Raw genomic sequence first — 24,887 nt, 5'->3', positions numbered from 1 at the left:
CGATGGCTGCTGCGGGCTCAGTGCAGGGAAAAGAACAGGCCGGCAATCGCCGCGCTCATCAGGTTCGACAGCGTCGCGGCCGTCAATGCGCGCAGGCCGTGCCGCGCGACTTCCGAGCGGCGTTCGGGCGCGACCGCGCTGAAGCCGCCCGCGAGAATCGCAATCGACGAGAAATTCGCGAAACCGCACAGCGCGAACGACACGATCGCAAGCGTCTTGGGGTCGAGCACCTGCAGGCCGGCCGCCGCGACGTGCGCGCCGCCCTTCAGGTACGGCGACAGGTCGCCATACGCGACGAACTCGTTGAAGATCAGTTTCTCGCCGATGAAGTTGCCGGCCAGCGCCGCGTCGTGCCACGGCACGCCGATCATCCACGCGAGCGGCGCGAACAGATGGCCGATGATACCCACCAGTGTGATCTGCGGAAAGCCCGCGAACGCGGCCACGCCGCCGACGATGAGGTTCATCAATGCGATGAGCCCCACGAACGCGATCAGCATCGCGCCGACGTTGATCGCGATTCGCAGCCCGACCGACGCGCCGGACGCCGCCGCCTCGATCACGTTGGCGGCCCGCTTGTCGTCGAAGTCGAGCCCGTCGACCACGACGCGGCTCGGCTCGACCGTCGGGTACAGCAGCTTGCCGAACAGCAGCCCGCCCGGCACCGCCATGAACGACGCGGCGAGCAGGTATTCCATCCTCACGCCAAGGCCGGCGTAGCCGACCAGCACCGAACCCGCGACCGACGCCATGCCGCTCGCCATCACCGTGAAGATCTCGGCGCTCGTCATGTTCCGCACGAACGGCTTCACGAGCGCGGGCATTTCGCTCTGCCCGAGAAAAATCGTCGCCACCGCCGAGCACGCCTCGATGCGGCTCACGCCGAGCACTTTCGCCAGCACCGCGCCGAGGATCGCGACGATCCACTTCATCACGCCGATGTAGTACAGCACCGCGATCAGCGCGGTCACGAAAATGATCATCGGCAGTACGCGCAGGCCGAACACGAACCCGCCGTCGCCGAACAACTGGAACATCCGGCTGTCGACCAGCCCGCCAAACACGAACGCGATGCCGTGATTGCCCATGTCGAGCACGCGATTGACGCCGTTCGCGGCCGCCGCCAGCGCCGTGCGGCCCGACGGCACGAACAGCACCAGCGCGCCGATCGCCAGCTGCGTGAGCAGCGCGGCGATCATGGTCCGGCCGCTCACCGCGCGCCGGTTGTTCGACAGCAGATAGGCCACCAGCAGCAGGAACAGCATACCCAGGAGACTGCGCAGAATTTCCACCTTGTGCTCCTTTCTCTCGATGTTATTGAAATGCCGGGGCGCGCCCGATGCGCGCCCGTGTCCTGCCGACGACGGCCGTCACTCGGCCGGTACGCCGTCCTTCCAGTGCGCCCAGTCCTTCACGATCGCGTTCACGAGCGGCGAACCGGCGAGGTACAGATTGTCGAGCGCCGGTACGAACCCGCCCTGGCTCTGGTAATCGAGCAGGTTGTCGACGTCCGAGCCGCCCGGCGGCGGCCGGTCGAAATCCGAGCCCGAGCGCAGCACGGCCACGCGCTGCGTATCGGCCAGCCCTGCCGCGGCCGCCCGCTTGATCACTTCGAACGTCGCATTGTCTTCCTGCTGCGTCGTGCAGTACACCCCCTTGCCGTCGGTCAGCAGGCGCGTCCATTCCCTGGCGCGCTCGCCGAGCTTCGTGCCCGAGAACCACGTGTCGCCCGCGAGCGTATCGCACTGGATCACGGTCGGCGGCCGGTTCGCGGGCGCATCCGGGTACTTCGCGCGATATGCGGCCGCCTCCTTGCTGTCGTGCAACGTCACGTCGCGCGACAGCGCGACGGCCTTGTCGAGAAGTGCCTCGTTCAACCGGAACACCTCGGTGCGGTAATCGAGCGGCGGCTTCTCGTCCCCGTTCTTCGTGTTGATGCCGAGATAGCCCGACTTCCAGCCGGCCGGAATCTCACGCGCATCCAGCTCCCACTGGATCCCGAAGTCCACCAGGTAGCGCGCCCACGCGGCCGAGCCGAGCGTGCCCTGCGCCGGATCGATGCCGGCGATGCCGGTCACGACGAAGTAGGTCTTGCGCAGGTCGAACCGGCGCGAATAGACCAGCGCCGCCATCGACGCGGCCGCGTTCGCGTGGCCCATGCCGGTCGTCAGCACGCAAACGTCGTTGCGCGTGCAACTGATGGCCGGGTAGTCGGGCGACAGGCCCGGCACCGCGATCTTCCGCACCGGGCCGATCCGGTCGAGCCATGCCTTGCCTTCCGGCCCGAACATCGTGACGATCAGCACCTTGATCGCGCGCGGCCGATGCGCGCGTTCGCCGGCCGCGTGCGCGCCGCCCGTCATCGTCGCGGCCAGCGCGACGACGGCCGCCCATTTCGCTACTTTCCCCTTCCACATTGCTTGCCTCGTTCGTGTGAGATTCATGATCGTGTCGCGAGCCCGTCAGAACTGATAGCCGACGCTCGCGTAATAGCCCCAGCCGGTCGACCGGTTCTGGAACGGCCCGTCGCCGAAGTTCAGCTCGGTGCCGCCCCACTGGCCGCCGTTGTGGAAATAACGGGCCGCGGTCCAGAAACGCCAGTGCTTGAACGAATAGATCAGCACGTTGGTCGACACGAACGCGGTGTCGGTGCGCGCATTGCCGCCCGTCTCCTCGCGCAGTTTCGAACCGAAGTCGTAGTTGAAGAACCCGACGTAGGTCAGGTTGCCGCCGTGAAACGTGCCGATCGGGTAGATGTATTTCATCTGCGCGCGATAGCCGTCCCACGTGTTCTGGTTGGCCGCGCCGTAGTTCTCCCATTGCCGGCGCAGGTACAGGTTCGCGGACAGCATCAGCTTCGTATGCGTATCGATGTCGGTGCCGAGGCCCGCGTACAGCGTGTTCTGCCGCCCGGCCGTGTTGTGCCCCTGGTCGTAGATCCAGTCGAACGCGACATACCATTCCTTGAACGGCCCGAATCCGAGATGCCGGCCGACGAGATCGTCGATCGACACGCGCGGCTCCTGCTCGCTGAACAGCGGCGAGCCCTTGTTCGTATAGCCCGAGTCGTAGCCGTTGCCGACGCCGATCGCGCGCGGCAGGTCGACATAGCCGTACAGGTCGAACGGCCCCTTGCGGCCGAAGTATTCGTATTCGAGGTACACGTCGTTGGTCGTGTGCGGCCCGAAGCGGATGTCCTTCGACCCGATCACGCCGAGGCTCTGGTGAAACCAGCTCGACAGATACGGCGACGGCGCGGGTGCCGGCGGCGCGTTCGGCGTGACCGTGCCGCTCTCGGCAAGCTGCGCCGCCCCCGCCTGCGCGACGGTGCCCGCCTCCTGCGCGATTGCGGCAGCCGGCATGCCCACCGACAGCGCAAGCAGCATGGCGCCCGCGCGCACCGCCGCATTCATCTCATTCATCGTACTCCTTGACAATTTTCTCAGTTCTTCTATATGCATGCTATTACCCCCGCCTTCCGATCGTTGCTCTTGTCGATATCCCGATGCCGTGCGTCGGGCCCGGATCTCCGCGGCCGGCCGCTGCCCCAGATTCGGGCGCGCCGCCTGCTTCAAGTGCGCGTGCGCTCCGAACTTGACCGTTCAGTCAGCATTCGGACCGTTTCGCGAACAAACCCGAGGGGATAAAGCACAAGCCGTGCCATAAATTGACCGGACGGACAGGATGCGAGAAAGATGCGGAAGCGGGGAACGGCCGCCGCCTGCGTGACAAGCCGTCCCGCGCCGGCCGGCCGTCGGCGTGAGCGCAACGGGACGTCCAGACGCGCGCGGGGCGCGGCGCGCGAACGAACACGCCCCGCGACACGTTCCGCTCAGCCGCCGCGTTCGACCGGATGCGGCTCGCGCAGCCGGTTCGCAATGCGTGCGGCCTCGTAGTAACTGGCCGCCGGCGGGCGCTTCAGGTAGCGGCCCGCGCCGCGCACGGCGCGCAGCTCGCCGTCGGCCCACGCGAGCGCGCCGCGCGTGAGCGTGTGCGTCGCGACACCCTGCACCGTCATTCCGTCGAACACGTTGAAGTCGACTTGCTGATGATGGGTCTTCACCGAGATCGTCTTCGTCGCGGCCGGGTCCCAGACGACGAGGTCGGCATCGGCGCCCACCTGCACGGCGCCCTTGCGCGGATACAGGTTGAAGATCTGCGCGGCGTTCGTCGACGTGATCCGCACGAACTCGTTCGGCGTGATGCGGCCGCGATTCACGCCGTGATGCCACAGCACCGACATGCGATCCTCGACGCCGCCGCAGCCGTTCGGGATCTTCGTGAAATCGTCCCGGCCCATTGCCTTCTGCGATGCGCAGAACACGCAGTGATCGGTCGCCGTCGTATGCAGTTGCCCCGCCTGCAGCCCGCGCCACAGTGCCTCGCGATGCTCGGCCGAGCGGAACGGCGGGCTCATCACGTGCGCGGCCGCGCGCGTCCAGTCCGGATCGCGATAGACGGCCTCGTCGATCACCAGATGGCCCGGCAGCACCTCGCCGAACACGCGCAGCCCTTCGCTGCGCGCACGCGCGATCGCATCGACCGCATCCTTCGCGGACACATGCACGATATACACGGGCACGCCGAGCACCTGCGCGATGCGGATCGCGCGGTTCGCGGCCTCGCCCTCGACCTCCGGCGGCCGCGACAGCGGATGCGCCTCCGGCCCCGTCATCCCGCGCGCGAGCAGCGCCTTCTGCAGCTGGAACACGAGCTCGCCGTTCTCCGCGTGCACGGTCGGCAGCGCACCGAGTTCGAGCGCGCGCGCGAAGCTGTTCACGAGCACCTCGTCGTCGGCCATGATCGCGTTCTTGTACGCCATGAAGTGCTTGAAGCTCGACACGCCGTGTTCGCGCACGAGCGTGCCCATGTCGCGGTGCACGCTCTCGTCCCACCATGTCACGGCCACGTGGAAACCGTAATCGGCCGCCGCCTTCTCGGCCCAGCCGCGCCATGCATGGAACGCGTCCATCAGCGGCTGCTTCGGGCTCGGGATCACGAAGTCGATGATGCTCGTCGTGCCGCCCGCGAGCCCGGCGGCCGTACCCGAGTAGAAATCGTCGCTCGCGGTCGTGCCCATGAACGGCAGTTCCATGTGCGTATGCGGGTCGATGCCGCCCGGCATCACGTACTGGTCGTGCGCGTCGACGACGCTCGCGCCGGCGGGCGCGTCGATCTGCTCGGCGATCTGCAGGATCGTGCCGCCGTCCTCCGGGGCTGCGCAGAGCACGTCCGCGCGATAGGAGCGGTCCGCATCGACCACGGTGCCGCCGCGAATCAGGATTGCCATTGGGTTGCCTCCTCGTTGACTGTCGGGTGCCGCATGCCGCGCTCGGATCACAAGCGCCGTGCGCGTCATGCGCTCGCGATCTGCGCGCGCGCTCCGGCGCGCCACTTCATCCAGGTGCCGTACACGCACGACGCCAGCACGAGGCCGACGAACCACGCGTACGTGTAAAGCGTGTTGAAGAACGCCGGCACGTTTGGAAACGATGCCGGAAAAGCCGTGTGCAGGAAGCCGGGCAGGTTCGGCAGCACGCCGATCGCGAGCGCGGCCAGCGCGGCCGGGTTCCAGCCGCGCGCATAGCTGAAGCCGCCGCGCTCGTCGAACAGCGCGCGCGTGTCGAGCCGCGTGCCGCGAATCAGGAAGTAGTCGACCATCAGGATCCCCGCCACGGGCCCAAGCAGCGCCGAATAGCCGACGAGCCAGGTGAAGATATAGCCGTCCGTCGTCGCGAGGATCTTCCACGGCATCATCACGATCGCGATCGTCGCGGTGATCATCCCGCCGGTGCGGTACGAGATCGCCTTCGGCCACAGGCTCGAAAAGTCGTAGGCCGGGCCGACGAGATTCGCGGCGAGGTTGCAGCACATCGTGTCGAGCGTGAGGATCACGAGCGCGATGCCCACGCCGATGCCCGTCATCCGGCTCGTCAGGTCGATCGGATCCCAGATCGCGTTGCCGTAGATCACGACGGTCGCCGACGTCACGACGACCGATACCACCGACAGCAACGCCATCGGCAGCGGCAGCCCGATCGACTGTCCGATCATCTGGTCGCGCTGCGAATGCGCGAAGCGCGTGAAGTCGGGAATGTTCAGCGCGAGCGTCGCCCAGAAGCCGACCATCGCGGTCAGGCCCGGCCAGAAGGTCGCCCAGAACAGCCCGGCCTTCTTGCCGCCCGCCGCGAACTGCGACGGCGCCGACAGCATCGTGCCGAAGCCGCCCGCCTTCGACGTCGCCCACCATACGAGCGCCACGCACATCACGACCTTGATCGGCGCGGACCAGCTCTCGAGCCAGCGGATCGAATCGGTGCCGTGCCAGATGAAGTAGATCTGCAGCGCCCAGAACACGAGGAAGCACGCGAGCTGCCCGACCCCGATGCCGACGACCGGCAGCGCGGCGCCGTGCAGCGCGTTGCCGGTCAGGATGTTCAGCAGCGTGTAGATCGCGCTGCCGCCGAGCCAGGTCTGGATCCCGTACCAGCCGCACGCGACGATCGCGCGCAGCAGCGCCGGGAGTTTCGCGCCCTGCGTGCCGAACGACGCGCGCACGAGCACCGCGTACGGAATCCCGTGCTTCGCGCCCGCATGGCCGATCAGCAGCATCGGCACGAGCACGATCAGGTTGCCGAGCAACACGGTCGTCACCGCCTGCCACGGCGACATGCCTTCCTGGATCAGCCCGGCCGCGAGCATGTACGACGCGATGTTCATCACCATCCCGACCCATAGCGCGGCGAAGTGATACCACTTCCACGTGCGCTGCGCCGGCGTCGTCGGCGCGAGGTCGTCGTTGTACAGGCTGCCGCCCTGCGCCGCGGCGCTATCGGGATCGGCGGGATTCGCTGCGTGATTCATCGAACGCACTCCACGAAAAACGTCGGCGCCGGCATCGCGCGATGCCGGCCCGGGTGGAATCAAAAGCGGCGGTGCGGGATGGCCCGCGCCGCCGGACGCCGGTCAGGCAGCCTGCTTCGCATGCTTGTCGGGCGCCGCCGCCCCCGCCGCCGCGTCCGCGCTCGCCGGATTGTTCGGATGCGTGGTCCAGTTCGCGTAGTCGCCCGAATCGACACGCTCCATCGTGATGCACTGCTCGACCGGACACACATGCATGCAAAGATTGCACCCGACGCATTCCGAATCGACCACTTCGAAGTGCCGCACGCCGTCCTTCGTCGCCGTGATCGCCTGGTGCGACGTGTCCTCGCACGCAATATGGCACAGCCCGCACTGGATGCAGCGATCCTGGTCGATGCGCGCCTTGATGTCGTACTTCAGGTTCAGGTATTTCCAGTCGGTCACGTTCGGCACCGCGCGGCCGCGGATGTCGTCGAGCGTCGCGTAGCCCTTCTCGTCCATCCAGTTCGACAGCCCGTCGGCGAGGTCCGACACGATCCGGAAGCCGTAGTGCATCGCGGCGGTGCATACCTGCACGCTACCGGCGCCGAGCACCATGAACTCGGCCGCGTCGCGCCAGGTCGAGATGCCGCCAATGCCCGAGATCGGCAGGTTCGGCGTTTCCGGATCGCGCGCGATCTCCGCGACCATGTTCAACGCGATCGGCTTGACCGCCGGGCCGCAATAGCCGCCGTGCGTGCCCTTGCCGTCAACCATCGGCATCGGCGCCATGTGATCGAGGTCGACCGCGACAATCGAGTTGATCGTGTTGATCAGCGACACGCCGTCCGCGCCGCCCTTGTATGCGGCGCGCGACCCCATCCGGATGTCGCTGATGTTCGGCGTGAGCTTCACGAGGCACGGCAGCTTCGTGCCTTCCTTCACCCAGCGCGTGACCATCTCCACATATTCGGGTACCTGTCCGACCGCCGCGCCCATCCCGCGCTCGCTCATCCCGTGCGGACAGCCGAAGTTCAGCTCGACCGCGTCGGCGCCCGTATCCTCGACGAGCGGCAGGATCCATTTCCAGTCGCGCTCGTTGCACGGCACCATCAGCGACACGATCAGCGCGCGATCCGGCCAGTCGCGCTTCACCTGCGCGATCTCTCTCAGGTTCACGTCGAGCGGACGGTCGGTGATCAGCTCGATGTTGTTCAGCCCCGCGATGCGCTGGCCGTTCCACTGCACGGCGCCGTAGCGCGAACTGACGTTGACGACGTGCGGATCGAGCCCGAGCGTCTTCCAGACGACCCCGCCCCAGCCCGCCTCGAACGCGCGGTTCACGTTGTAGGCCTTGTCGGTCGGCGGTGCGGACGCGAGCCAGAAGGGATTCGGCGAAGTGATGCCCGCGATGGTGCAGCGAAGGTCGGCCATGGTCGGCTCCGTGAGAGTGGGATCGTGTTCGTTGTGCTCGTGGCGTGTGACGCGCGTCGGGCGGTCACGCGGCCTTCGCGTCGCGTTGCGCGAGCGCCGCGTCGATCGACGCGGCCGCGCGCTTGCCGTCCTGCACGGCCTGCACCGTGAGGTCGATGCCGCCCGTCGCCGCGCAGTCGCCGCCGGCCCACACGTCGGGCCATGCGGTGCGCCCGTCCGCGTCCACCGCAATGCGTGCACCGTCCGCCGTCAGCAGCGCGGCATCGACGCCGTCCGGTGTCAGCGTCTGGCCGATCGCCTTCAGCACCATGTCCGCATCGACGGTGAAGCGCTCGCCCGACGCCGACTCGAACTCGACACCCGTCACCTGCCCGTCCGCACCCGTCATGCGCACCGGCTTCGCGTGCGTGACGAGCGTGACGCCGCTCTTCTGCGCGAACTCGCGCTCGGCCCATGTCGCGCTCATCGCGTCCACGCCGCGCCGGTACACCATCGTCACGCGCTCGGCGCCCAGCTTGCGGCTCTGCACCGCCGCATCGATGGCCGTATTGCCGCCGCCGATCACGACGACGCGCCGCCCGACCGGCACGTTCTCCAGCGCGTCGGCCTGCCGCACCTGCTCGATGAAGTCGACCGCGTTCATCACGCCGGCCAGTTGCTCGCCGTCGATCGAAAGCGCACGCACGCCGCCGAGGCCCATCGCGAGAAACACCGCGTCGTGCTGCTCGCGCAGCGCGTCGAGCGTGATGTCGCGCCCCAGCGCGACGCCGGTTTCCAACGTGATCCCGCCCACCGACAGCAGCCACTCGACTTCGCGCTGCGCGAACGCGTCGACGGTCTTGTAGGCAGCGATCCCGTATTCGTTGAGGCCGCCGGCCTTCGGGCGCGCGTCGAACAGCGTGACGCGGTGCCCGGCGAGCGCGAGCCGGTGCGCGCATGCGAGCCCGGCCGGCCCCGCGCCGACCACCGCGACATGGCGGCCCGTGTCGGGCGCGCGCGTGAAGCGCACCGCCCCGGTCTCCATCGCCCAGTCGGTCGCATGCCGCTGCAGCGCGCCGATCGCGACGGGCTGCGCATCCTGGTGATTGCGCACGCATGCGCCTTCGCACAGGATCTCGGTCGGACACACGCGGGCGCACATCCCGCCGAGCGGATTCGCCGACAGGATGTCGGTCGCGGCGCCCTTCAGGTTGCCGTTGCCGATCTTGCGGATGAAGCTCGGGATGTCGATCTGCGTGGGGCACGCTTGCATGCACGGCGCGTCGTAGCAGTAGTGGCAGCGGCTGGCGGCGGCCGCGGCGGCCGTCGGATCGAGCAGCGGCGCGATATCGGCGAATTCGCACGACAGTTGCGTGGACGACAGGCGATGCGCGGCGATATCGCCGGTTGGCTTGGTGGTCATACGCGTTCCTTCGACTGGGTGGAGACAAAGCCGTCCCCGCCGGCTGCGAATGCACAGTCGGGGCGGTCGTTCTTAGGAATGCTACGGTCAGGCGATGCGCAGCCTGCCGGCTGCTACGGTCTCCGGGTCATGAAACCGGCTCGCATGCACGCGACAGCATCGCGTGCAGCAGCACGTTCGCGCCGGCCTCGATCCAGGCGGGCGTCGCATCCTCGATCTCGTTGTGGCTGATGCCGTCGACACATGGCACGAACACCATCGACGTCGGCGCGACCTGCGCGAGGTAGCACGCATCGTGGCCGGCGCCCGACACGATGTCGCGATGCGAGAAACCGAAGCGGTCGGCCGCACTGCGCACGGCTTCCACGCAGGCAGGATCGAACGCGACCGGCTTGTAATAGAAGATCTGCTCGAGTTCGGTCTCGAGCCCGATGTCGGCTGCGATGCGCGCCACACCGTCGCGCAACGCGGCATCCATCTTCGCGAGCACCGCATCGTCCGGATGACGGAAATCGACGGTGAAGAACACGCGCCCCGGAATCACGTTGCGCGAGTTCGGGTAGACCTGCATCATGCCGACCGTCGCGCAGCCGAACGGCGCATGATCGAGGCCGATCCGGTTGACGAGATCGACCACGCGCGACGCACCGAGCAGCGCATCGCGGCGACGCGGCATCGGCGTCGGCCCCGCGTGCGCTTCCTGCCCGGTGAAGGTGATCTCGTACCAGCGCTGCCCCTGCGCATCGGTCACCACGCCGATCGTCTTGCACTCGGCTTCCAGAATCGGCCCCTGCTCGATATGCAGTTCGAATGCCGCGTGCAGCTTGCGTCCGCCGCACGGCACGTCACCCGCGTAGCCGATGCGCGCCAGTTCCTCGCCGATCGTCTTGCCGTCCACATCCTTGCGCGACAGCCCGTATTCGAGCGAGAACACGCCCGCGAACACACCCGACGCAACCATCGCGGGCGCGAAGCGCGAGCCTTCCTCATTGGTCCAGATCACGACCTCGATCGGATGCTCGGTCTCGATGCCGTGATCGTTGAGACTGCGAATCACCTCGAGGCCGCCGAGCACGCCGTAGATGCCGTCGAAGCGGCCGCCCGTCGGCTGCGAATCCGCGTGCGAGCCCGTGACGACCGGCGCCGCATCGGCCGCGCGGCCCGCGCGGCGCATGAATACGTTGCCCATCGTATCGACCGTCACCGTGCAGCCGGCGGCCTTTGCCCAGCTGACGATCAGGTCGCGGCCGGCCTTGTCGAGATCGGTCAGCGCGAGACGGCACACGCCGCCCTTCGGCGTCGCCCCGATCTTCGCGACTTCCATCAGGCTGTCCCACAACCGCTTGCCGTCGACCTTGATCGACGTGTCGAAAGCTGCCCGCTTCACTGTTTCCGATACCGCGTTCATTCGTATCGCTCCTGTGGGGTCGGTGATGTCGTCAGCCGGTCTGTGCCGGTGCGTGTCCTGCCTGTTTCGGGGCAACACCGCCCTGGCGCGGTGCATGTCCCGGCGGCTCGCGAAGTTCGTCCGACGAATCGTGCCGAAAGGTTTCCGCCGCTCGCCGAATCCTGTCCGATTGGACAGGTTTTAGACGATCAAAATGACCAAATCAATCTCTTTCTTGCGTGAACATAGAGAGCGAGAAACGTGCCACCGCAACGCAGCATCGCAACACAGGCGCGAAATCTGCACGCGTGCGTTCGATGCGGATCAGCGGCTAGAATGAAGCCCAACGCGGCACGCCTGCCGCGCGAGGGCAACGATGAGACATGACGAGGCGGCGACCGAAGCCACCGACAGCGACGAGACGTCCGCGCCTTTGCGGCGACGCAAGGCGCACATCCGCGAGTCCAACGAAGCGCATCTGCTCGCCTGTGCGGAAGCCGTGTTCGCGGAACGCGGGCTCGACGGTGCGAGCACCGCGATGATCGCGGAGCGCGCCGGCCTGCCGAAAGCGAACCTGCATTACTACTTCCCGACGAAGCTTGCGTTGTACCGCCGCGTGCTCGACGACCTGTTCGAGGACTGGCATCGTGCGGCCGGTTCGTTCGAGGCCGACGACGATCCCGTCGAAGCGATCGGCGCCTACGTGCGCGCGAAGATGGCGCTGTCGCGGCGGCGTCCGCTCGGCTCGAAGGTCTGGGCCAACGAGATCATCCATGGTGCGGAGCACATGCAGGACATCCTGTCGGAACGCGTGAAACCGTGGTTCGACACGCGCGTGAAGGTCATCGAAGGCTGGATCGCGCGCGGGCTGCTCGCGCCGATCGACGCGCATGCGCTGATGTACCTGATCTGGGCAACCACGCAACACTACGCGGATTTCGATGCGCAGATCCGCGCGCTGAGCGGCAAGCGGGCGCTCACGCAGAAGGCGTTCGACGAGAGGACCGAACAGGTCGTGCAGCTCGTGATCCGCGCATGCGGGGCGGTGTCGCCGCACGCGAAGGCGTAGCGCGACAACGCGATCCGCTCAAAGCGGAACGGGTATCGCACCGGTGTTTCCCGTGCGATACCCGTCGTACGCGTCGCCGCATGCGGACTACGCGCGATGCGTTACACGATGCGCTCGATCGCGATCGCCGTCGCCTCGCCGCCGCCGATGCACAGCGACGCGACGCCGCGCTTCATCCCATACGTGTCGAGCGCGGCCAGCAGCGTCACCATCACGCGCGCGCCCGATGCGCCGATCGGATGCCCAAGCGCGCACGCGCCGCCATGCACGTTGACCTTCTCGTGCGGCAGGTCGAGATCGCGCATCGCAGCCATCGGCACCACCGCGAACGCTTCGTTGATCTCGAACAGGTCGACGTCGCGCAGGTTCCAGCCGGTTTTCTCCGACAGCTTGCGCAGCGCGCCGATCGGCGCGGTCGCGAACAGGCCCGGCTTGTCCGCGTAGGTCGAATGCCCGACGATCACGGCCTTCGGCGTGAGCCCCAGCCGCTCGGCTTCCGAGCGGCGCATCATCACGAGCGCGGCCGCGCCGTCCGAGATCGACGACGCATTGGCGGCCGTCACCGTGCCGCCTTCGCGGAAGGCCGGCTTCAGCGTCGGGATCTTGTCGAGCTTCGCCTTGCCCGGCTGTTCGTCGATCGACACGACCGTCTCGGTCTTGCCGGCCTTCACGGTCACCGGCGCGATCTCCGACGCGAAATGCCCGTCGGCGATCGCACGTTGCGCGCGCGTCAGCGATGCGATCGCGAACGCATCCTGTGCCTCGCGCGTGAACTGGTACGCCTGCGCGCAATCCTCGGCGAACGTGCCCATCAGGCGGCCTTTCTCGTACGCGTCCTCGAGCCCGTCGAGGAACATGTGATCGAGCACCTGCCCGTGACCCATGCGCATCCCCGCGCGCGCCTTCGGCAGCAGGTACGGTGCATTCGTCATGCTCTCCATCCCGCCCGCGACGGCCACGCCTGCCGAACCCGCCAGCAGCAGATCGTGCGCGAACATCGCGGCCTTCATCCCCGAGCCGCACATCTTGTTGACCGTGGTCGCGCCCGCCGCGAGCGGCAGCCCGGCCTTCAGCGCGGCCTGCCGCGCCGGCGCCTGGCCCTGGCCCGCCGGCAACACGCAGCCGAACACGATTTCATCGATGCGCTCGGCCGGCACGTTCGCGCGCTCGAGCGCCGCGCGAATCGCTACCGCGCCGAGGTCGCTCGCGCTGGCTGCCGCCAGGTCGCCCTGAAAACCACCCATCGGCGTACGCGCCGTGCCAACGATTACGATCGGATCCTGAGTCGTCATGATTCGCTTCCTCCAGTGTCAGCGCGGTGCCATGCGCAACGCGCCATCGAGACGGATGACTTCGCCGTTCAGCATCGTGTTCTCGGCGATGTGGCGCACCAGCGCCGCAAATTCTTCCGGCCGGCCGAGCCGCGGCGGGAACGGCACGCTCTTGCCGAGCGCGTCCTGCACGTCCTGCGGCATGCCGGCCATCATCGGCGTCGCGAAGATACCCGGCGCGACCGTCACCACGCGGATGCCGAACCGCGCGAGCTCGCGCGCGATCGGCAGCGTCATGCCCACCACGCCGCTCTTCGACGCCGCATACGCGGCCTGCCCGATCTGCCCGTCGAACGCCGCGACCGACGCCGTGTTGACGATCACGCCGCGCTCGCCTTCCGCATCGGCGTCCTGCTTCGACATCGCCTCGGCGGCCAGCCGGATCATGTTGAACGTGCCGACCAGGTTGATCGACACCGCGCGCGCGAAGCGGTCGAGCGAATGCGGGCCGTCGCGGCCCACCACCTTCTCGCCCGGCGCGACGCCCGCGCAGTTGACGAGCGCGTCGATGCGGCCGAACGCGTCACGCGCCGCGGCGACAGCAGCCTGACCGTCGGCTTCGCTCGTCACGTCCGTCTTCACGAAGCATGCGGCCGCACCGAGTTCGTGTGCGAGGCCCGCACCGGCCTCTTCGTTGACGTCCAGCAGCACGGCCTTGCCACCTTCCGCGACCACCATGCGCGCCACCGCGGCGCCGAGGCCCGAACCGGCGCCCGTAATCAGAAAAACACGATCCTTGATATCCATTCGCAGTCCGTACAGTATGTGTTCAGGGTTGAGCGGCCTTCTCGGCTTCCATCTTGCGCAGTACGAAGCGCTGGATCTTGCCGCTCGGGGTTTTCGGCAGCGCGTCGACAAAGTCGATCGCGCGCGGATAGGCGTGAGCGGACAGCCGCCGCTTCACGTGCAGGCTCAGTTCCTCGGCCAGTGCCGGCGTGCCGTCCTGGCCTTTCGACAGCACGACGAACGCCTTGACGATCTCCGTGCGCTCCGCGTCGGGCACGCCGATGACGGCGGCCTCGCTCACGGCCGGATGCTCGATCAGCGCGCTTTCCACGTCGAACGGGCCGATCCGGTAGCCGGACGACGTGATCACGTCGTCCGCGCGGCCGATGAAGCTCACGGTGCCGTCCGGCTCCAGCTCGACGTTGTCGCCGGTACGGTAATAGCCGCCCGCGATCGCCGGCGTGTCCTGCCGCCAGTAGCCGTGGAACCACAGCAGCGGCGAGCGCGCGATGTCGATCGCCAGGTTGCCGGGCTCGCCCGGGCCGAGCTCGCGGCTCGCCTCGTCAAGCACCGCGACGCGGTAGCCGGGCATCGCAAGGCCCGCCGAACCCGCGTGGACGGCATGCGCGAGGCCGTGGTGGTTGTTCACGACCATCCCGAGTTCGGTCTGGCCGTAGTGATCGTAGATCGGCGCGCCGAGCGCCGCGTCGAACCAGCGCACGACTTCCGGATTCAGCGGTTCGCCCGCGCTGCTGACCACGCGCAGCTTGCCCTTCAGTCGCGCCGCCGCTTCCGTCCCGGCCGCCATCAGCATCCGGAAGGCCGTCGGCGAACCGGCAAGGCTCGTGATCCCGAGCCGCTCGATCACGTCGTACGTACTGTCGACCGTGAAACTGCCTTCGTAGAGCGTCGTCGCGTGGCCGAGCAGCAACGGGCCCGTGATCGCGTAATAGAGGCCGTACGCCCAGCCCGGATCGGCGATGTTCCAGAACCGGTCGCCGGCACGCAGGTCCACCGCTTCGCGCATGTACGCGCCGAATGCAAGCAGCGCGCGCAGCGGCACCGGCACGCCCTTCGGCAAGCCCGTCGTGCCCGACGTCGACATCATCATGAACAGGTCCGTGCCCGTGCGCAGCACCGGTTCGAACGTGTCGGGCTGCGCGTCGAGCGCCGCGCGGAAATCGATGTCGCGTTCCGGCAGCGTTGCGCCCGGCTCGCGCACCGTCGCAACGGGCGGGCAACCGGCGATCTCGTCGAGCTTCACGCGATTCGCGACGTTGGTCACGATCAGGCGTGCGTCGCTCATGCGCAGCCGGTGCTCGATTGCTTTCGGGCCGAATGCGGTGAACAGCGGCTGATAGACGGCGCCCGCGCGCCATGTGCCGAGAATCGTCGCGACGAGTTCCGGCGTGCGCGGCAACAGGCCCGCCACCACGTCGCCCGGCTTCACGCCCTGCGCGACCAGCAGGTTCGCGACGCGTGCCGACAGCGCCTTCATCTGCGCAAACGTGTAGCTGTGGTGCTGCCCGCCGGCGTCGATCCAGTCGAGGGCGATCGCGTTCGCCGATGCGTGCCGGTCGCAGCATTCCACGCATGCGTTCAGGCCGCGCGCCAGGTCGCCGTGCAGTTGCTGCGCGGCGGTCTCGATACTGAACCGGGCCACGGCGTCGGCGTAGGCCGGCACCGCTTGGGCGGTAGCTCCATCAGACATGCGTGTCTCCTGTGCGTTATGGCCGCCGGCGAGCCAGGGGCGCGACGGGGATAGTTCGATAGTAGACAGCCCGTACATTGCAATCAATGACAAACGGAATCTAGAATCGTGATCGCTTTTGCCATGTCGGGAGGACGCAGGAAAATGGGGCCGCAGATGATTTCACCGGATTTCGTCGACGACGCGCTCGCGTGCCTGCGCCGGCAAGGCCTTCCGACGGAGCCCGTGCTGCGCGCCGCCGGCCTGCCGGCCGCCATACGCGAGCCCGTCACGCCGCAGCAGTACGGCAGGCTGTGGCTCGCGATCGCCGGTACGCTCGACGACGAATTCTTCGGCCTCGCCGCGCGCCCGATGCGGCGTGGCAGCTTCACGCTGCTGTGCCATGCGGTGCTGCACGCCGGCACCCTCGACAAGGCGCTGCGGCGCGCGCTGCAGTTCCTGCGCGTGGTGCTGGACGAGCCGCATGGCGAACTCGTCGTGGCCGACGGACAAGCCCAGATCGTGCTGACTCAAACGGGCGCACCCTACCCGGCGTTCGCGTACCGGACGTTCTGGCTGATCCTCCTGGGCGTCGCGTGCTGGCTGATCGGCCGGCGTATCCCGCTGCAGCGCATCGACTTCGCGTGCCCGAGCCCCGACCAGCGCAGCGACTATCACCAGTTCTTCGGCGTGCCCGTGCATTTCGACCGTCCCGACAGCCGGCTCGCGTTCAACGCCGCGTACCTCGCGCTGCCGACGATCCGCTCCGAACAAGCGTTGAAGACCTTTCTGCGCGGCGCGCCCGGCAACCTGCTCGTCCGCTACCGGCACGACACGGGCTGGGTCGCGAAGATACGCGCGCAGCTGAAAACGCTACCTGCCGCGGAGTGGCCCGACTTCGATACGCTGGCCGTGCGCCTCGGCACGACGCCCGCGACGCTGCGACGGCGTCTGCGCAGCGAGGGGCAAAGCTTCGCGGCAATCAAGGACGAACTGCGCGGCGCGCTGGCCCAGTCGCTGCTGCGCGGGCATGCGCTCAGCGTCGCGGAGATTGCGGCCGAGCTCGGCTTCACCGAGCCAAGCGCGTTTCATCGCGCGTTCCGGAAATGGACGGGGACGAGCCCCGGCGCGTTCCGGCGGGACGTGCATGTGGCGGAGGGCGAGCCGGGGGTGGCGAGCGGATGATGCGGCAGGCCGTCGTCGACAGGAGTTGCGCGGCGGCCCCGGAAACGCTCGCGCGACGCTGATACGATGCGATCTGCCGACTGCCGTTCGGAGCGTCGCTGCCGCGTTCTACCCGGCCGTCAACGTCATCGCGCCGATCGGCATCTGCGTGGCAATGCGCGTCCGGCGTCAAGCGCTGCCGAACGCGCGGTAGACAGTATCCGTCGGTGCGGTATGTTCGTTGCTGCTGTTGCTCGCCGACATGAGCGGAACCACCAACCTTCAGAGACGATGCGAGGCCCTGCAATGGATGCAATCCGTACAGCCATCGAACCCAGCGAAGCCGCGCTTCGGGCCGCGATGCTGACCAACGATGTCGAAGCACTCGATGCGTTGCTGGACGACGATCTGGTATTCACCGTTCCGACCGGCCAGATCATCTCGAAAGAAGACGACCTCGCCGCGCATCGCGCGAAGCTGCTGCGTCTCGACACGCTCGATGTGCAGGAAACGCGCGCATGCGCGATCGGCGAGATGATCCTGACCACGACGAAGGCGATACTCGCCGGCCATTTCGACGGCGCGGCGTTCGACGGCGTGTTTGCCTATACTCGGCTATGGCGTCGATCGAGCGCCGGCTGGCGCGTCGTCGCCGGGCATGCGTCGCAGGTCATGTAGCCGCGTCGAGCTCGGACTCCCTTCGAGTCGGCAAGCCACGAATCCGGAGTGGATGCGGGCCGGACGATACCTCGAAGAAGGTATCGTCCATGACAGGAGACGACATGCACCAACCATTCACCATTCGTGCTGCCCGTACCGCGGACGCGGACGAGCTCACGCGACTGGCTCGCATTTCGAAAGCACACTGGGGCTATCCGAAGGACTGGCTCGACTTGTGGCAGCGCGATCTCACGATTGCGCCGGAGACGATCGACGGATCGATCGGTTACGTCGCGGAATCCGGAGAGGCCATCATCGGATTCTGGGTCAGGGCGTCTTCGGAATCGGATCGCCCGACGCCCGGATGGCTGTTCGTTCATCCCGACCACATGGGCCGCGGTGTCGCCCGGGCACTGTGGGAAGCAGTCCGCCGGGAAAGCGCCGCGAGAGGGATCACAAGCTTCGTGATCGAAGCGGATCCCAATGCGGTTCCGTTCTATCTGGCGCTCGGGGCTGAAAAAATCGGCGAAAAGGAATCGGGCGTCGTCCCGGGCCGGTTCTTCCCGATCCTGCGGATCACGATCTGATCGCAATGCCTGTCGGGCGCTGCAACCAGACATACCCCGCGTCGCCCCTTCTCAGGCTGACTGCAACGTCATCGCACGACTGTCCTCGAGCTTGAACTCGCCGACCGTCTGCGCGAGCTTCGCGGCCTGCTCGCGCAGCAATGTCGCGGCCGCCGCCGACTGCTCGACGAGTGCCGCATTCTGCTGCGTCGCATTGTCGAGATGCGACACCGCCTGATTGACCTGTTCGAGCCCGGTGCTCTGCTCCTTCGCGGCGACGGTCATTTCCGCAATCACGCTCGTGATGCTGCGCACGCCCTCGACGATTTCGTTCATCGTCGCACCAGCCGTCTGGACGAGTCCCGAGCCACCCTCGATCTTCTCGACCGACGAGTGAATCAATTGCTTGATTTCCTTGGCGGCCTGCGCGCTTCGCTGCGCGAGCGCGCGCACCTCGCCAGCAACGACCGCGAAGCCCCGGCCGTGCTCGTTTGCACGTGCGGCCTCGACGGCCGCGTTCAACGCGAGAATGTTGGTCTGGAACGCGATGCCGTCGATCACGCCGACGATGTTGGCGATTTCGCTCGACGCTTGCGTGATCTCGTTCATCGTCGAGACGACTTCGCCGACGACCGTGCCGCCGCGCACCGCGACGTCCGACGCCGATTCCGCCAGACGGCTCACCTGGCTCGCGGCATCGGCCGAGTTGCGGGCCGTGCCGGCGATCTCCTCGAGTGCTGCGGCGGTTTCCTGCAAGCTCGATGCGGCATGTTCGGTCCGGCCGGACAGATCCTGGTTGCCCTGCGCGATCTCGGCGCTCGCGAGGTTGACGGATTCGCTGAATTCGCGAATCTGCAGCAGGATCGTACTGATCTTTCCGGCGAACAGGTTGAACGCATGCGCGATCTGCGCGGCTTCATCCACGCCGTCGGCGGGCAAGCGCTTCGTCAGGTCGCCGCTGCCGCTCGAGACATCCGTGAGCGCGTCGCGGACCAGCAGGATGCGCTTGAAGGCCGCGTTCGTCATCGCACCGACCAGCGTCGCGGCGATGATGGCGACGATCAGGATCGCCGCCAGCGTCGTCGTCGCGACCGCGCGCATGCCGGCCGTCACGTCCGCCTTGTCGAGCGCGAGCACGAGGGACCAATCGGTACCGGCGATCGGCTGGGCGCGCATCAGCTTGGTTGCCCCGTCGATGTCGACGGCGACGGGCTCGGACGCTGTTTGCAGCGCGCCGAGGTGGTCGGCGTCGAGTGCGGGCGAAAGACCGGTTGCGGGCTTCATGATCAGGTCGGTCTTGGCCGACGCAATCATGCGCCCGCTCTTGTCCACCAGGAATGCGAAGCTCGCGGGTGTCGGGTGAACGGAGGTCACGATCGAACTCACGCTCTCCATGAACAGGCTGGCGGCGAGCACGCCCTTCACCGTGCCGTCGCGCACCACGGGCACCGCGAACGCAACAGCCGGCTTGCCGCTCGTCGCATCCCGGTAGAGGGCCGTCACAACCAGGTGGCCCGCGCTGACGGCCTGCTTGTACCATGGTCGTGCTGTCGGGTCGTAGCCGGGCGCGAGCGGCACGTTCGAGAACGCGGTCTTGTCCGGCAGGCCGAGCGTCAACACCTCGAAGCCGCCCGACTTGCCGAGCAGTTTCAGCGCCGGCAGCGGATCGCCCTCGCCGATCGCAATCGTGTCCGCGAGCGCCTGGGTTTCCCGGCCCCGGCTGGCCACCCATTCATTGATCGCAAGCGCGTGCCCGGCGAGGATCGACTTGTGATTCTGGTCGATTGCCTCGTCGTTGTGTTGCTTGACCACGTAATAGACCAGGCCGCCTGTAACGGCCAGCGCCGTGACCACGATGGCGACGCAAGTCGCAAGTATCCGAGCACGAATCGAGGACAACATGATGACTTCGATCTCCGTTACCGCGTTGTATGAATAGGGTTGCCGAAAACAGGCAACGTCCTGTTTAACGACTGCGATCGCGGGAACTTAAGGCCTGACTGGCCAGACCAGTGCGGGCGACGGCTCGGCAGATCCGCGGATTGGGGGACGGACGGGCTGATCCGGCAAGATCGGATACCGCCCCGACTGACTGGGCGCATAGAGAGGAGCCTTGATGAACTGGCCACGATCGTCCGGATACTCGGAAGGTTGTCATGTTCCGCGTTCGACGAACGGCAGAGGATCTGTCTGCATCACGATCCGGTGGCCCCCTCATGGGCAGTTGCAGGTTGGCATCCGGTTCCACGTACCGAAGCAAACTGACGGGATGAGATACCCATCCCTTTCCCTGGCAGGCGTGTTCGACGGGGTGCCTACGATTCATGTTCCACTGGCTGGATCAGCGATAAATGACATGCCCGCAGAGCCGGCGTGTTCAACTGCAGATTTTTTACGCTCGTCACAATATTCGCGCGCCTGAAACGTCTTCAAGCGCATGGAATCGCCACTCACTTCGCACACGATGACCGACCCAGACCGCGACATCACTGCGACCGTGATGCGTGAACGAACGAGGCTAGTGAATTTTATCCGGCACCGGATACGCGATCCGGACGATGCCGAGGACATCCTGCAGGATGTGTTTCACGAATTCGTCCAAGCCTATCGGCTTCCTGCGCCAATTGAACAGGTGAGTGCATGGCTTTTCCGTGCCGCGCGCAACCGCATCGTTGACCGCTTTCGCAAGAAGAAGGAGCAGCCGCTGGCCGACCTGTCCGAGGTCGACGATGACGCGAACAGCGAGTATCGGCTGGACCTCGCGCTACCGGCGCATGATGCCGGCCCCGAAGCCCTCTACGCTCGCACGCTAGTGCTCAAGGCCTTGCAGGATGCGCTCGACGAGTTGCCGGCGAACCAGCGTGAGGTATTCATCGCGCACGAGCTGGAGGGCCGGTCCTTCAAGGAGATGGCCGCGCAAAGCGGTGTCGCGCTCAATACGCTGCTCGCTCGCAAACGCTATGCGGTCTTGCATTTGCGTGCCCGACTGCAACCCATTTATGACGAACTGGATAACACCTAAAGGAATCGACAGATGAATTTCCGAACCAGATGTGCAGGCAAGGCGCTGCTCGTGTTGATCGCGATTGGCGTGCTCGGATGGGTCGTCATGATGTTATGGAACTGGGTGATTCCGGCGCTATTTGTCGGCGCCCGTACGATCGACTTCGCCCATGCGCTGGGCCTGCTCGTGCTGAGCCGCATCCTGTTCGGCGGATTCCGCGGACACCACGGCTGGCGCGGACGGCGCCACTGGCGCAAGTGGGAATCCATGACACCCGAAGAACGCGAGCTTTTCCGGACCGCGTGGCGATCCGGCAGCAACCGGCCCACGGGAGAGTGAACGTGCGCGAAAAATCAACGGGCGACTGCAAACAGCAACCGGGCGTGATAGCGCCGGTCGTCGATCTGAAACGTTGTGAAGGCAAGGGGGCTTGCGTCGCGGTGTGTCCCGAGAACGTGTTCGAGATCCGGCGCATCGACCAGGCCGATTACCTCGGCCTTGCTCTGATGCATCGCCTGAAGCTGCGCGTACATGGAATGAAAGTCGCCTACACGCCAAACGCGGATGCCTGCCGTTCATGCGGACTGTGTGTGACGGCGTGCCCAGCACGCGCCATCACGCTCGCCCGAACGGCATAGCAACACCGTATATCACCGATATCGAGCGGCAGCACAGAGACCCTGACGGGAGAGGCTGTCGCTGGATACAGCGTCGAGCGGATCAATCTCGTCAAGGAACACATATGGCTTCACCCACCATCGCTCTTCTGCAACGGCTCCACGAAGAGAGCCGAACCGAAATCATCGCCCGCGCCCGCGCGCAGTTCCAGGGGTCGAACGAGGATTTTCTGTCGTTAGCCGAGGAATACGACGCGATCGCCCCTCGTCTGCGAGGGCGGTTTCTCGAAACGTTCGGGCTGTCCAGCGACGACTTCGAGTCCCCGGAAGGCAGTCGGCTGTCGTTGGCCGTGTCGCCGGAAACGGGGGGATTTTTACGCAACATGGTGCTCTCGCAACGGCCGGCCAGAATCCTCGAACTCGGCAGTTCATGCGGCGTGTCGACGCTGTATTTCGCCGACGCACTGCGCATGTTGGGCCGTGGCGTGATCGTCGCGACCGAACGCGATGCGCTCAAGTGCGCACAACTGCGCACTCACGTCAGAACAGCGGGCCTAGACGCCTATGTCGACATGCGGGAGGGCGACGTATTCGAGACCGTTGCCGAACTCGACGGTGCTTTCGACATGGTGTTTATCGATGTATGGGCCGACGCCTATCTGAAGCTGTTCAAGCAGGTCGAGCGCCTGCTGCGCCCAGGATCGGTCGTACTGGCCGACAACATGTACACAGCCGAGGACACCGTTCGACCGTACAAGCACTACCTCGACAACGATCCACGGTTTTCGACCACAACCCTGGACTTTGAATCGGGGGTTGAATTTACGGTCGTCGTTTCTTGAATGGGGACGCCGTCGAAGCGCTTCTTCCACGGGATCTCGGGTTAAAGGAACAGCGCCGGCGATCGAAGTTATGACGCGAAGGAAATCAAGAACATCGCGCACCCGACACATCGCGAAGACCGGATGCCGGGTGCCTGTCCGTTGCCGCGCTATTGCCATTCGCGGATCCCAGTGATTGAGCGCGCGTCCCAATCAGGAGCGAGTGGTGGCACCGGCCATTGGCGCGTCGATTCCTTGTGGCGTATTGCGCTCGATATGGCGCCTGAAGACGGTACGACAGGGGGCCCACTGGAGTTGGATTGATGTGACGTGCAAGAGAGCGCACCGGGTTTCAGGCGCGCAGCGCTGCGGATTGCTCGAGAACGGCAGGCGCTTCGATCAGCGCATTCGTCGTTTCAGCTCCAGCCAGGCCGCCCATCCCGATCCCCCGTGCATTTCCGCCGCGCCAATGCAAAAACCCCCGCCTATCGGGCGGGGGTTCCTGGCTTGAGGGAGCCTGACGATTACCTACTTTCACACGGGAATCCGCACTATCATCGGCGTAGAGTCGTTTCACGGTCCTGTTCGGGATGGGAAGGGGTGGGACCGACTCGCTATGGTCATCAGGCAAAGGGGGTTGTTGTGCTGGCTTCGCAGCACAACCAATCTTGGAAGAAGCAGTAATTTCGTTGGGTTGTGAGGTTGTATCTCACACATACGCGGTAGTTCAACCGCAGTACGTCGAGTGCTTCACACTCGACGTTCGACATTCGTAAAGCGCTGAAGCGCTAACGACTGTCGAAACAGACTTGTTATAGGATCAAGCCTTACGGGCAATTAGTATCAGTTAGCTGAACGCATTACTGCGCTTACACACCTGACCTATCAACGTCCTGGTCTCGAACGACCCTTCAAGGGGATCTAGTCCCCAGGGATATCTCATCTTAAGGCGAGTTTCCCGCTTAGATGCTTTCAGCGGTTATCTCTTCCGAACATAGCTACCCGGCGATGCCACTGGCGTGACAACCGGTACACCAGAGGTTCGTCCACTCCGGTCCTCTCGTACTAGGAGCAGCCCCCTTCAAATATCCAACGCCCACGGCAGATAGGGACCAAACTGTCTCACGACGTTTTAAACCCAGCTCACGTACCTCTTTAAATGGCGAACAGCCATACCCTTGGGACCGGCTACAGCCCCAGGATGAGATGAGCCGACATCGAGGTGCCAAACACCGCCGTCGATATGAACTCTTGGGCGGTATCAGCCTGTTATCCCCAGAGTACCTTTTATCCGTTGAGCGATGGCCCTTCCATACAGAACCACCGGATCACTATGACCTGCTTTCGCACCTGCTCGACTTGTCGGTCTCGCAGTTAAGCACGCTTATGCCATTGCACTATCAGCACGATTTCCGACCGTACCTAGCGTACCTTCGTACTCCTCCGTTACGCTTTGGGAGGAGACCGCCCCAGTCAAACTGCCTACCATGCACTGTCCCCGACCCGGATCACGGGCCAAGGTTAGAACCTCAAACAAACCAGGGTGGTATTTCAAGGACGGCTCCACCGAAACTAGCGTTCCGGCTTCATAGCCTCCCACCTATCCTACACAGATCGGTTCAAAGTCCAATGCAAAGCTACAGTAAAGGTTCATGGGGTCTTTCCGTCTAGCCGCGGGTAGATTGCATCATCACAAACACTTCAACTTCGCTGAGTCTCGGGAGGAGACAGTGTGGCCATCGTTACGCCATTCGTGCAGGTCGGAACTTACCCGACAAGGAATTTCGCTACCTTAGGACCGTTATAGTTACGGCCGCCGTTTACCGGGACTTCAATCAAGAGCTTGCACCCCATCATTTAATCTTCCGGCACCGGGCAGGCGTCACACCCTATACGTCCACTTTCGTGTTTGCAGAGTGCTGTGTTTTTATTAAACAGTCGCAGCCACCAGTTTATTGCAACCCCTTCACCCTCCTGGCGCTGGCCAGTCAAGCTACAAGGGCGTACCTTATCCCGAAGTTACGGTACCAATTTGCCGAGTTCCTTCTCCCGAGTTCTCTCAAGCGCCTTAGAATACTCATCTCGCCCACCTGTGTCGGTTTGCGGTACGGTCATCGTTAGACTGAAGCTTAGAGGCTTTTCTTGGAACCACTTCCAATTGCTTCGCTCCCTA

20 protein-coding genes and 2 rRNA genes are annotated in these 24,887 nt (G+C 65.6%); 8 read left to right on the top strand and 14 right to left on the bottom strand.

Going from position 1 to position 24,887, the window contains the following annotated elements; translation table 11 throughout:
• Window positions 1-17: 17 nt before the first annotated feature.
• The 8 genes from HWX36_RS35210 to HWX36_RS35175 all read right to left on the bottom strand — a co-directional run bounded on the left by HWX36_RS35210 (window position 18) and on the right by HWX36_RS35175 (window position 11,087).
• The gene (locus HWX36_RS35210; RefSeq protein WP_175958344.1) at window positions 18-1,292 is read right to left on the bottom strand and encodes a NupC/NupG family nucleoside CNT transporter; all 1,275 of its coding nucleotides are present in this window, start codon (window positions 1,290-1,292) and stop codon (window positions 18-20) included.
• Window positions 1,293-1,370: 78 nt separating this feature from the next.
• The gene (locus HWX36_RS35205) at window positions 1,371-2,363 is read right to left on the bottom strand and encodes a purine nucleoside permease (protein WP_244136604.1); all 993 of its coding nucleotides are present in this window, start codon (window positions 2,361-2,363) and stop codon (window positions 1,371-1,373) included.
• Between the two features lie 99 nt (window positions 2,364-2,462).
• The gene (locus HWX36_RS35200) at window positions 2,463-3,422 is read right to left on the bottom strand and encodes a nucleoside-specific channel-forming protein Tsx (RefSeq protein ID WP_279613415.1); all 960 of its coding nucleotides are present in this window, start codon (window positions 3,420-3,422) and stop codon (window positions 2,463-2,465) included.
• A 410-nt stretch (window positions 3,423-3,832) separates the two neighbouring features.
• On the bottom strand, window positions 3,833-5,290 hold the full coding sequence (gene hydA / locus HWX36_RS35195) for a dihydropyrimidinase (protein ID WP_175958342.1): 1,458 nt from the start codon (window positions 5,288-5,290) through the stop codon (window positions 3,833-3,835).
• Between the two features lie 65 nt (window positions 5,291-5,355).
• Window positions 5,356-6,864: an NCS1 family nucleobase:cation symporter-1 gene (locus HWX36_RS35190; RefSeq protein ID WP_175958341.1), complete on the bottom strand. Its 1,509-nt coding sequence runs from the start codon at window positions 6,862-6,864 to the stop codon at window positions 5,356-5,358.
• A 102-nt stretch (window positions 6,865-6,966) separates the two neighbouring features.
• The gene (gene preA / locus HWX36_RS35185) at window positions 6,967-8,277 is read right to left on the bottom strand and encodes an NAD-dependent dihydropyrimidine dehydrogenase subunit PreA (RefSeq protein WP_175958340.1); all 1,311 of its coding nucleotides are present in this window, start codon (window positions 8,275-8,277) and stop codon (window positions 6,967-6,969) included.
• Between the two features lie 64 nt (window positions 8,278-8,341).
• Window positions 8,342-9,679: an NAD(P)-dependent oxidoreductase gene (locus HWX36_RS35180; RefSeq protein ID WP_175958339.1), complete on the bottom strand. Its 1,338-nt coding sequence runs from the start codon at window positions 9,677-9,679 to the stop codon at window positions 8,342-8,344.
• Between the two features lie 127 nt (window positions 9,680-9,806).
• On the bottom strand, window positions 9,807-11,087 hold the full coding sequence (locus HWX36_RS35175) for a Zn-dependent hydrolase (protein WP_175958338.1): 1,281 nt from the start codon (window positions 11,085-11,087) through the stop codon (window positions 9,807-9,809).
• Between the two features lie 355 nt (window positions 11,088-11,442).
• On the opposite strand from HWX36_RS35175, the gene HWX36_RS35170 reads away from it, so the two are divergent.
• The gene (locus tag HWX36_RS35170) at window positions 11,443-12,135 is read left to right on the top strand and encodes a TetR/AcrR family transcriptional regulator (RefSeq protein WP_175958337.1); all 693 of its coding nucleotides are present in this window, start codon (window positions 11,443-11,445) and stop codon (window positions 12,133-12,135) included.
• Between the two features lie 101 nt (window positions 12,136-12,236).
• Here the strand turns inward: HWX36_RS35170 and HWX36_RS35165 are convergent, their stop codons facing one another.
• Genes HWX36_RS35165 through HWX36_RS35155 form a run of 3 tightly spaced genes read right to left on the bottom strand, consistent with a single transcriptional unit; the run spans window position 12,237 to window position 15,903 of the window.
• Entirely contained in the window at window positions 12,237-13,427 is a 1,191-nt protein-coding gene (locus HWX36_RS35165) for an acetyl-CoA C-acetyltransferase (RefSeq protein ID WP_175958336.1), read from the bottom strand.
• Between the two features lie 18 nt (window positions 13,428-13,445).
• A complete protein-coding gene (locus HWX36_RS35160; protein ID WP_175958335.1) occupies window positions 13,446-14,213 on the bottom strand; it encodes a 3-hydroxyacyl-CoA dehydrogenase in 768 nt (255 codons plus the stop codon).
• A 22-nt stretch (window positions 14,214-14,235) separates the two neighbouring features.
• Window positions 14,236-15,903 (bottom strand): acyl-CoA synthetase, encoded by a 1,668-nt coding sequence (locus HWX36_RS35155; RefSeq protein WP_175958334.1) that lies wholly within the window; start codon window positions 15,901-15,903, stop codon window positions 14,236-14,238.
• A gap of 144 nt (window positions 15,904-16,047) precedes the next feature.
• Here HWX36_RS35155 and HWX36_RS35150 point away from each other — a divergent pair, with 144 nt between their 5' ends.
• The 3 genes from HWX36_RS35150 (at window position 16,048) to HWX36_RS35140 (ending at window position 18,293) form a co-directional block, all read left to right on the top strand.
• Window positions 16,048-17,067, top strand: a complete 1,020-nt coding sequence (locus HWX36_RS35150) for an AraC family transcriptional regulator (RefSeq protein WP_175958333.1) — start codon at window positions 16,048-16,050, stop codon at window positions 17,065-17,067.
• 285 nt (window positions 17,068-17,352) lie between these two features.
• Complete coding sequence (locus HWX36_RS35145) at window positions 17,353-17,724, top strand: nuclear transport factor 2 family protein (RefSeq protein WP_175958332.1); 372 nt, start codon at window positions 17,353-17,355, stop codon at window positions 17,722-17,724.
• Window positions 17,725-17,828: 104 nt separating this feature from the next.
• Window positions 17,829-18,293, top strand: a complete 465-nt coding sequence (locus HWX36_RS35140; protein ID WP_175958331.1) for a GNAT family N-acetyltransferase — start codon at window positions 17,829-17,831, stop codon at window positions 18,291-18,293.
• Between the two features lie 51 nt (window positions 18,294-18,344).
• On the opposite strand, the gene HWX36_RS35135 is transcribed toward HWX36_RS35140, so the two are convergent.
• Entirely contained in the window at window positions 18,345-20,174 is a 1,830-nt protein-coding gene (locus HWX36_RS35135; RefSeq protein WP_175958330.1) for a methyl-accepting chemotaxis protein, read from the bottom strand.
• 535 nt (window positions 20,175-20,709) lie between these two features.
• On the opposite strand from HWX36_RS35135, the gene HWX36_RS35130 reads away from it, so the two are divergent.
• The 4 genes from HWX36_RS35130 to HWX36_RS35115 all read left to right on the top strand — a co-directional run bounded on the left by HWX36_RS35130 (window position 20,710) and on the right by HWX36_RS35115 (window position 22,735).
• Window positions 20,710-21,294, top strand: a complete 585-nt coding sequence (locus HWX36_RS35130; protein ID WP_175958329.1) for a sigma-70 family RNA polymerase sigma factor — start codon at window positions 20,710-20,712, stop codon at window positions 21,292-21,294.
• A 12-nt stretch (window positions 21,295-21,306) separates the two neighbouring features.
• Window positions 21,307-21,615 carry a hypothetical protein gene (locus HWX36_RS35125; protein WP_175958328.1) on the top strand — a complete coding sequence of 103 codons (309 nt, stop codon included), beginning with the start codon at window positions 21,307-21,309 and terminating at the stop codon, window positions 21,613-21,615.
• Between the two features lie 2 nt (window positions 21,616-21,617).
• Complete coding sequence (locus tag HWX36_RS35120) at window positions 21,618-21,914, top strand: 4Fe-4S dicluster domain-containing protein (protein WP_175958327.1); 297 nt, start codon at window positions 21,618-21,620, stop codon at window positions 21,912-21,914.
• Between the two features lie 104 nt (window positions 21,915-22,018).
• Window positions 22,019-22,735 (top strand): class I SAM-dependent methyltransferase, encoded by a 717-nt coding sequence (locus HWX36_RS35115; protein WP_175958326.1) that lies wholly within the window; start codon window positions 22,019-22,021, stop codon window positions 22,733-22,735.
• A gap of 494 nt (window positions 22,736-23,229) precedes the next feature.
• Here HWX36_RS35115 and rrf read toward each other — a convergent pair.
• Window positions 23,230-23,342 (bottom strand): 5S ribosomal RNA (rrf, locus tag HWX36_RS35110).
• 188 nt (window positions 23,343-23,530) lie between these two features.
• Window positions 23,531-24,887: ribosomal RNA gene (locus tag HWX36_RS35105) — 23S ribosomal RNA — on the bottom strand; the annotation flags it as partial.

This window comes from Burkholderia sp. BCC0405 (assembly GCF_902833075.1).
Lineage (GTDB): Bacteria > Pseudomonadota > Gammaproteobacteria > Burkholderiales > Burkholderiaceae > Burkholderia.
The sequence above is the reverse complement of the archived record's forward strand: the minus strand, read 5'-3'. Positions and strand labels throughout refer to the sequence as shown.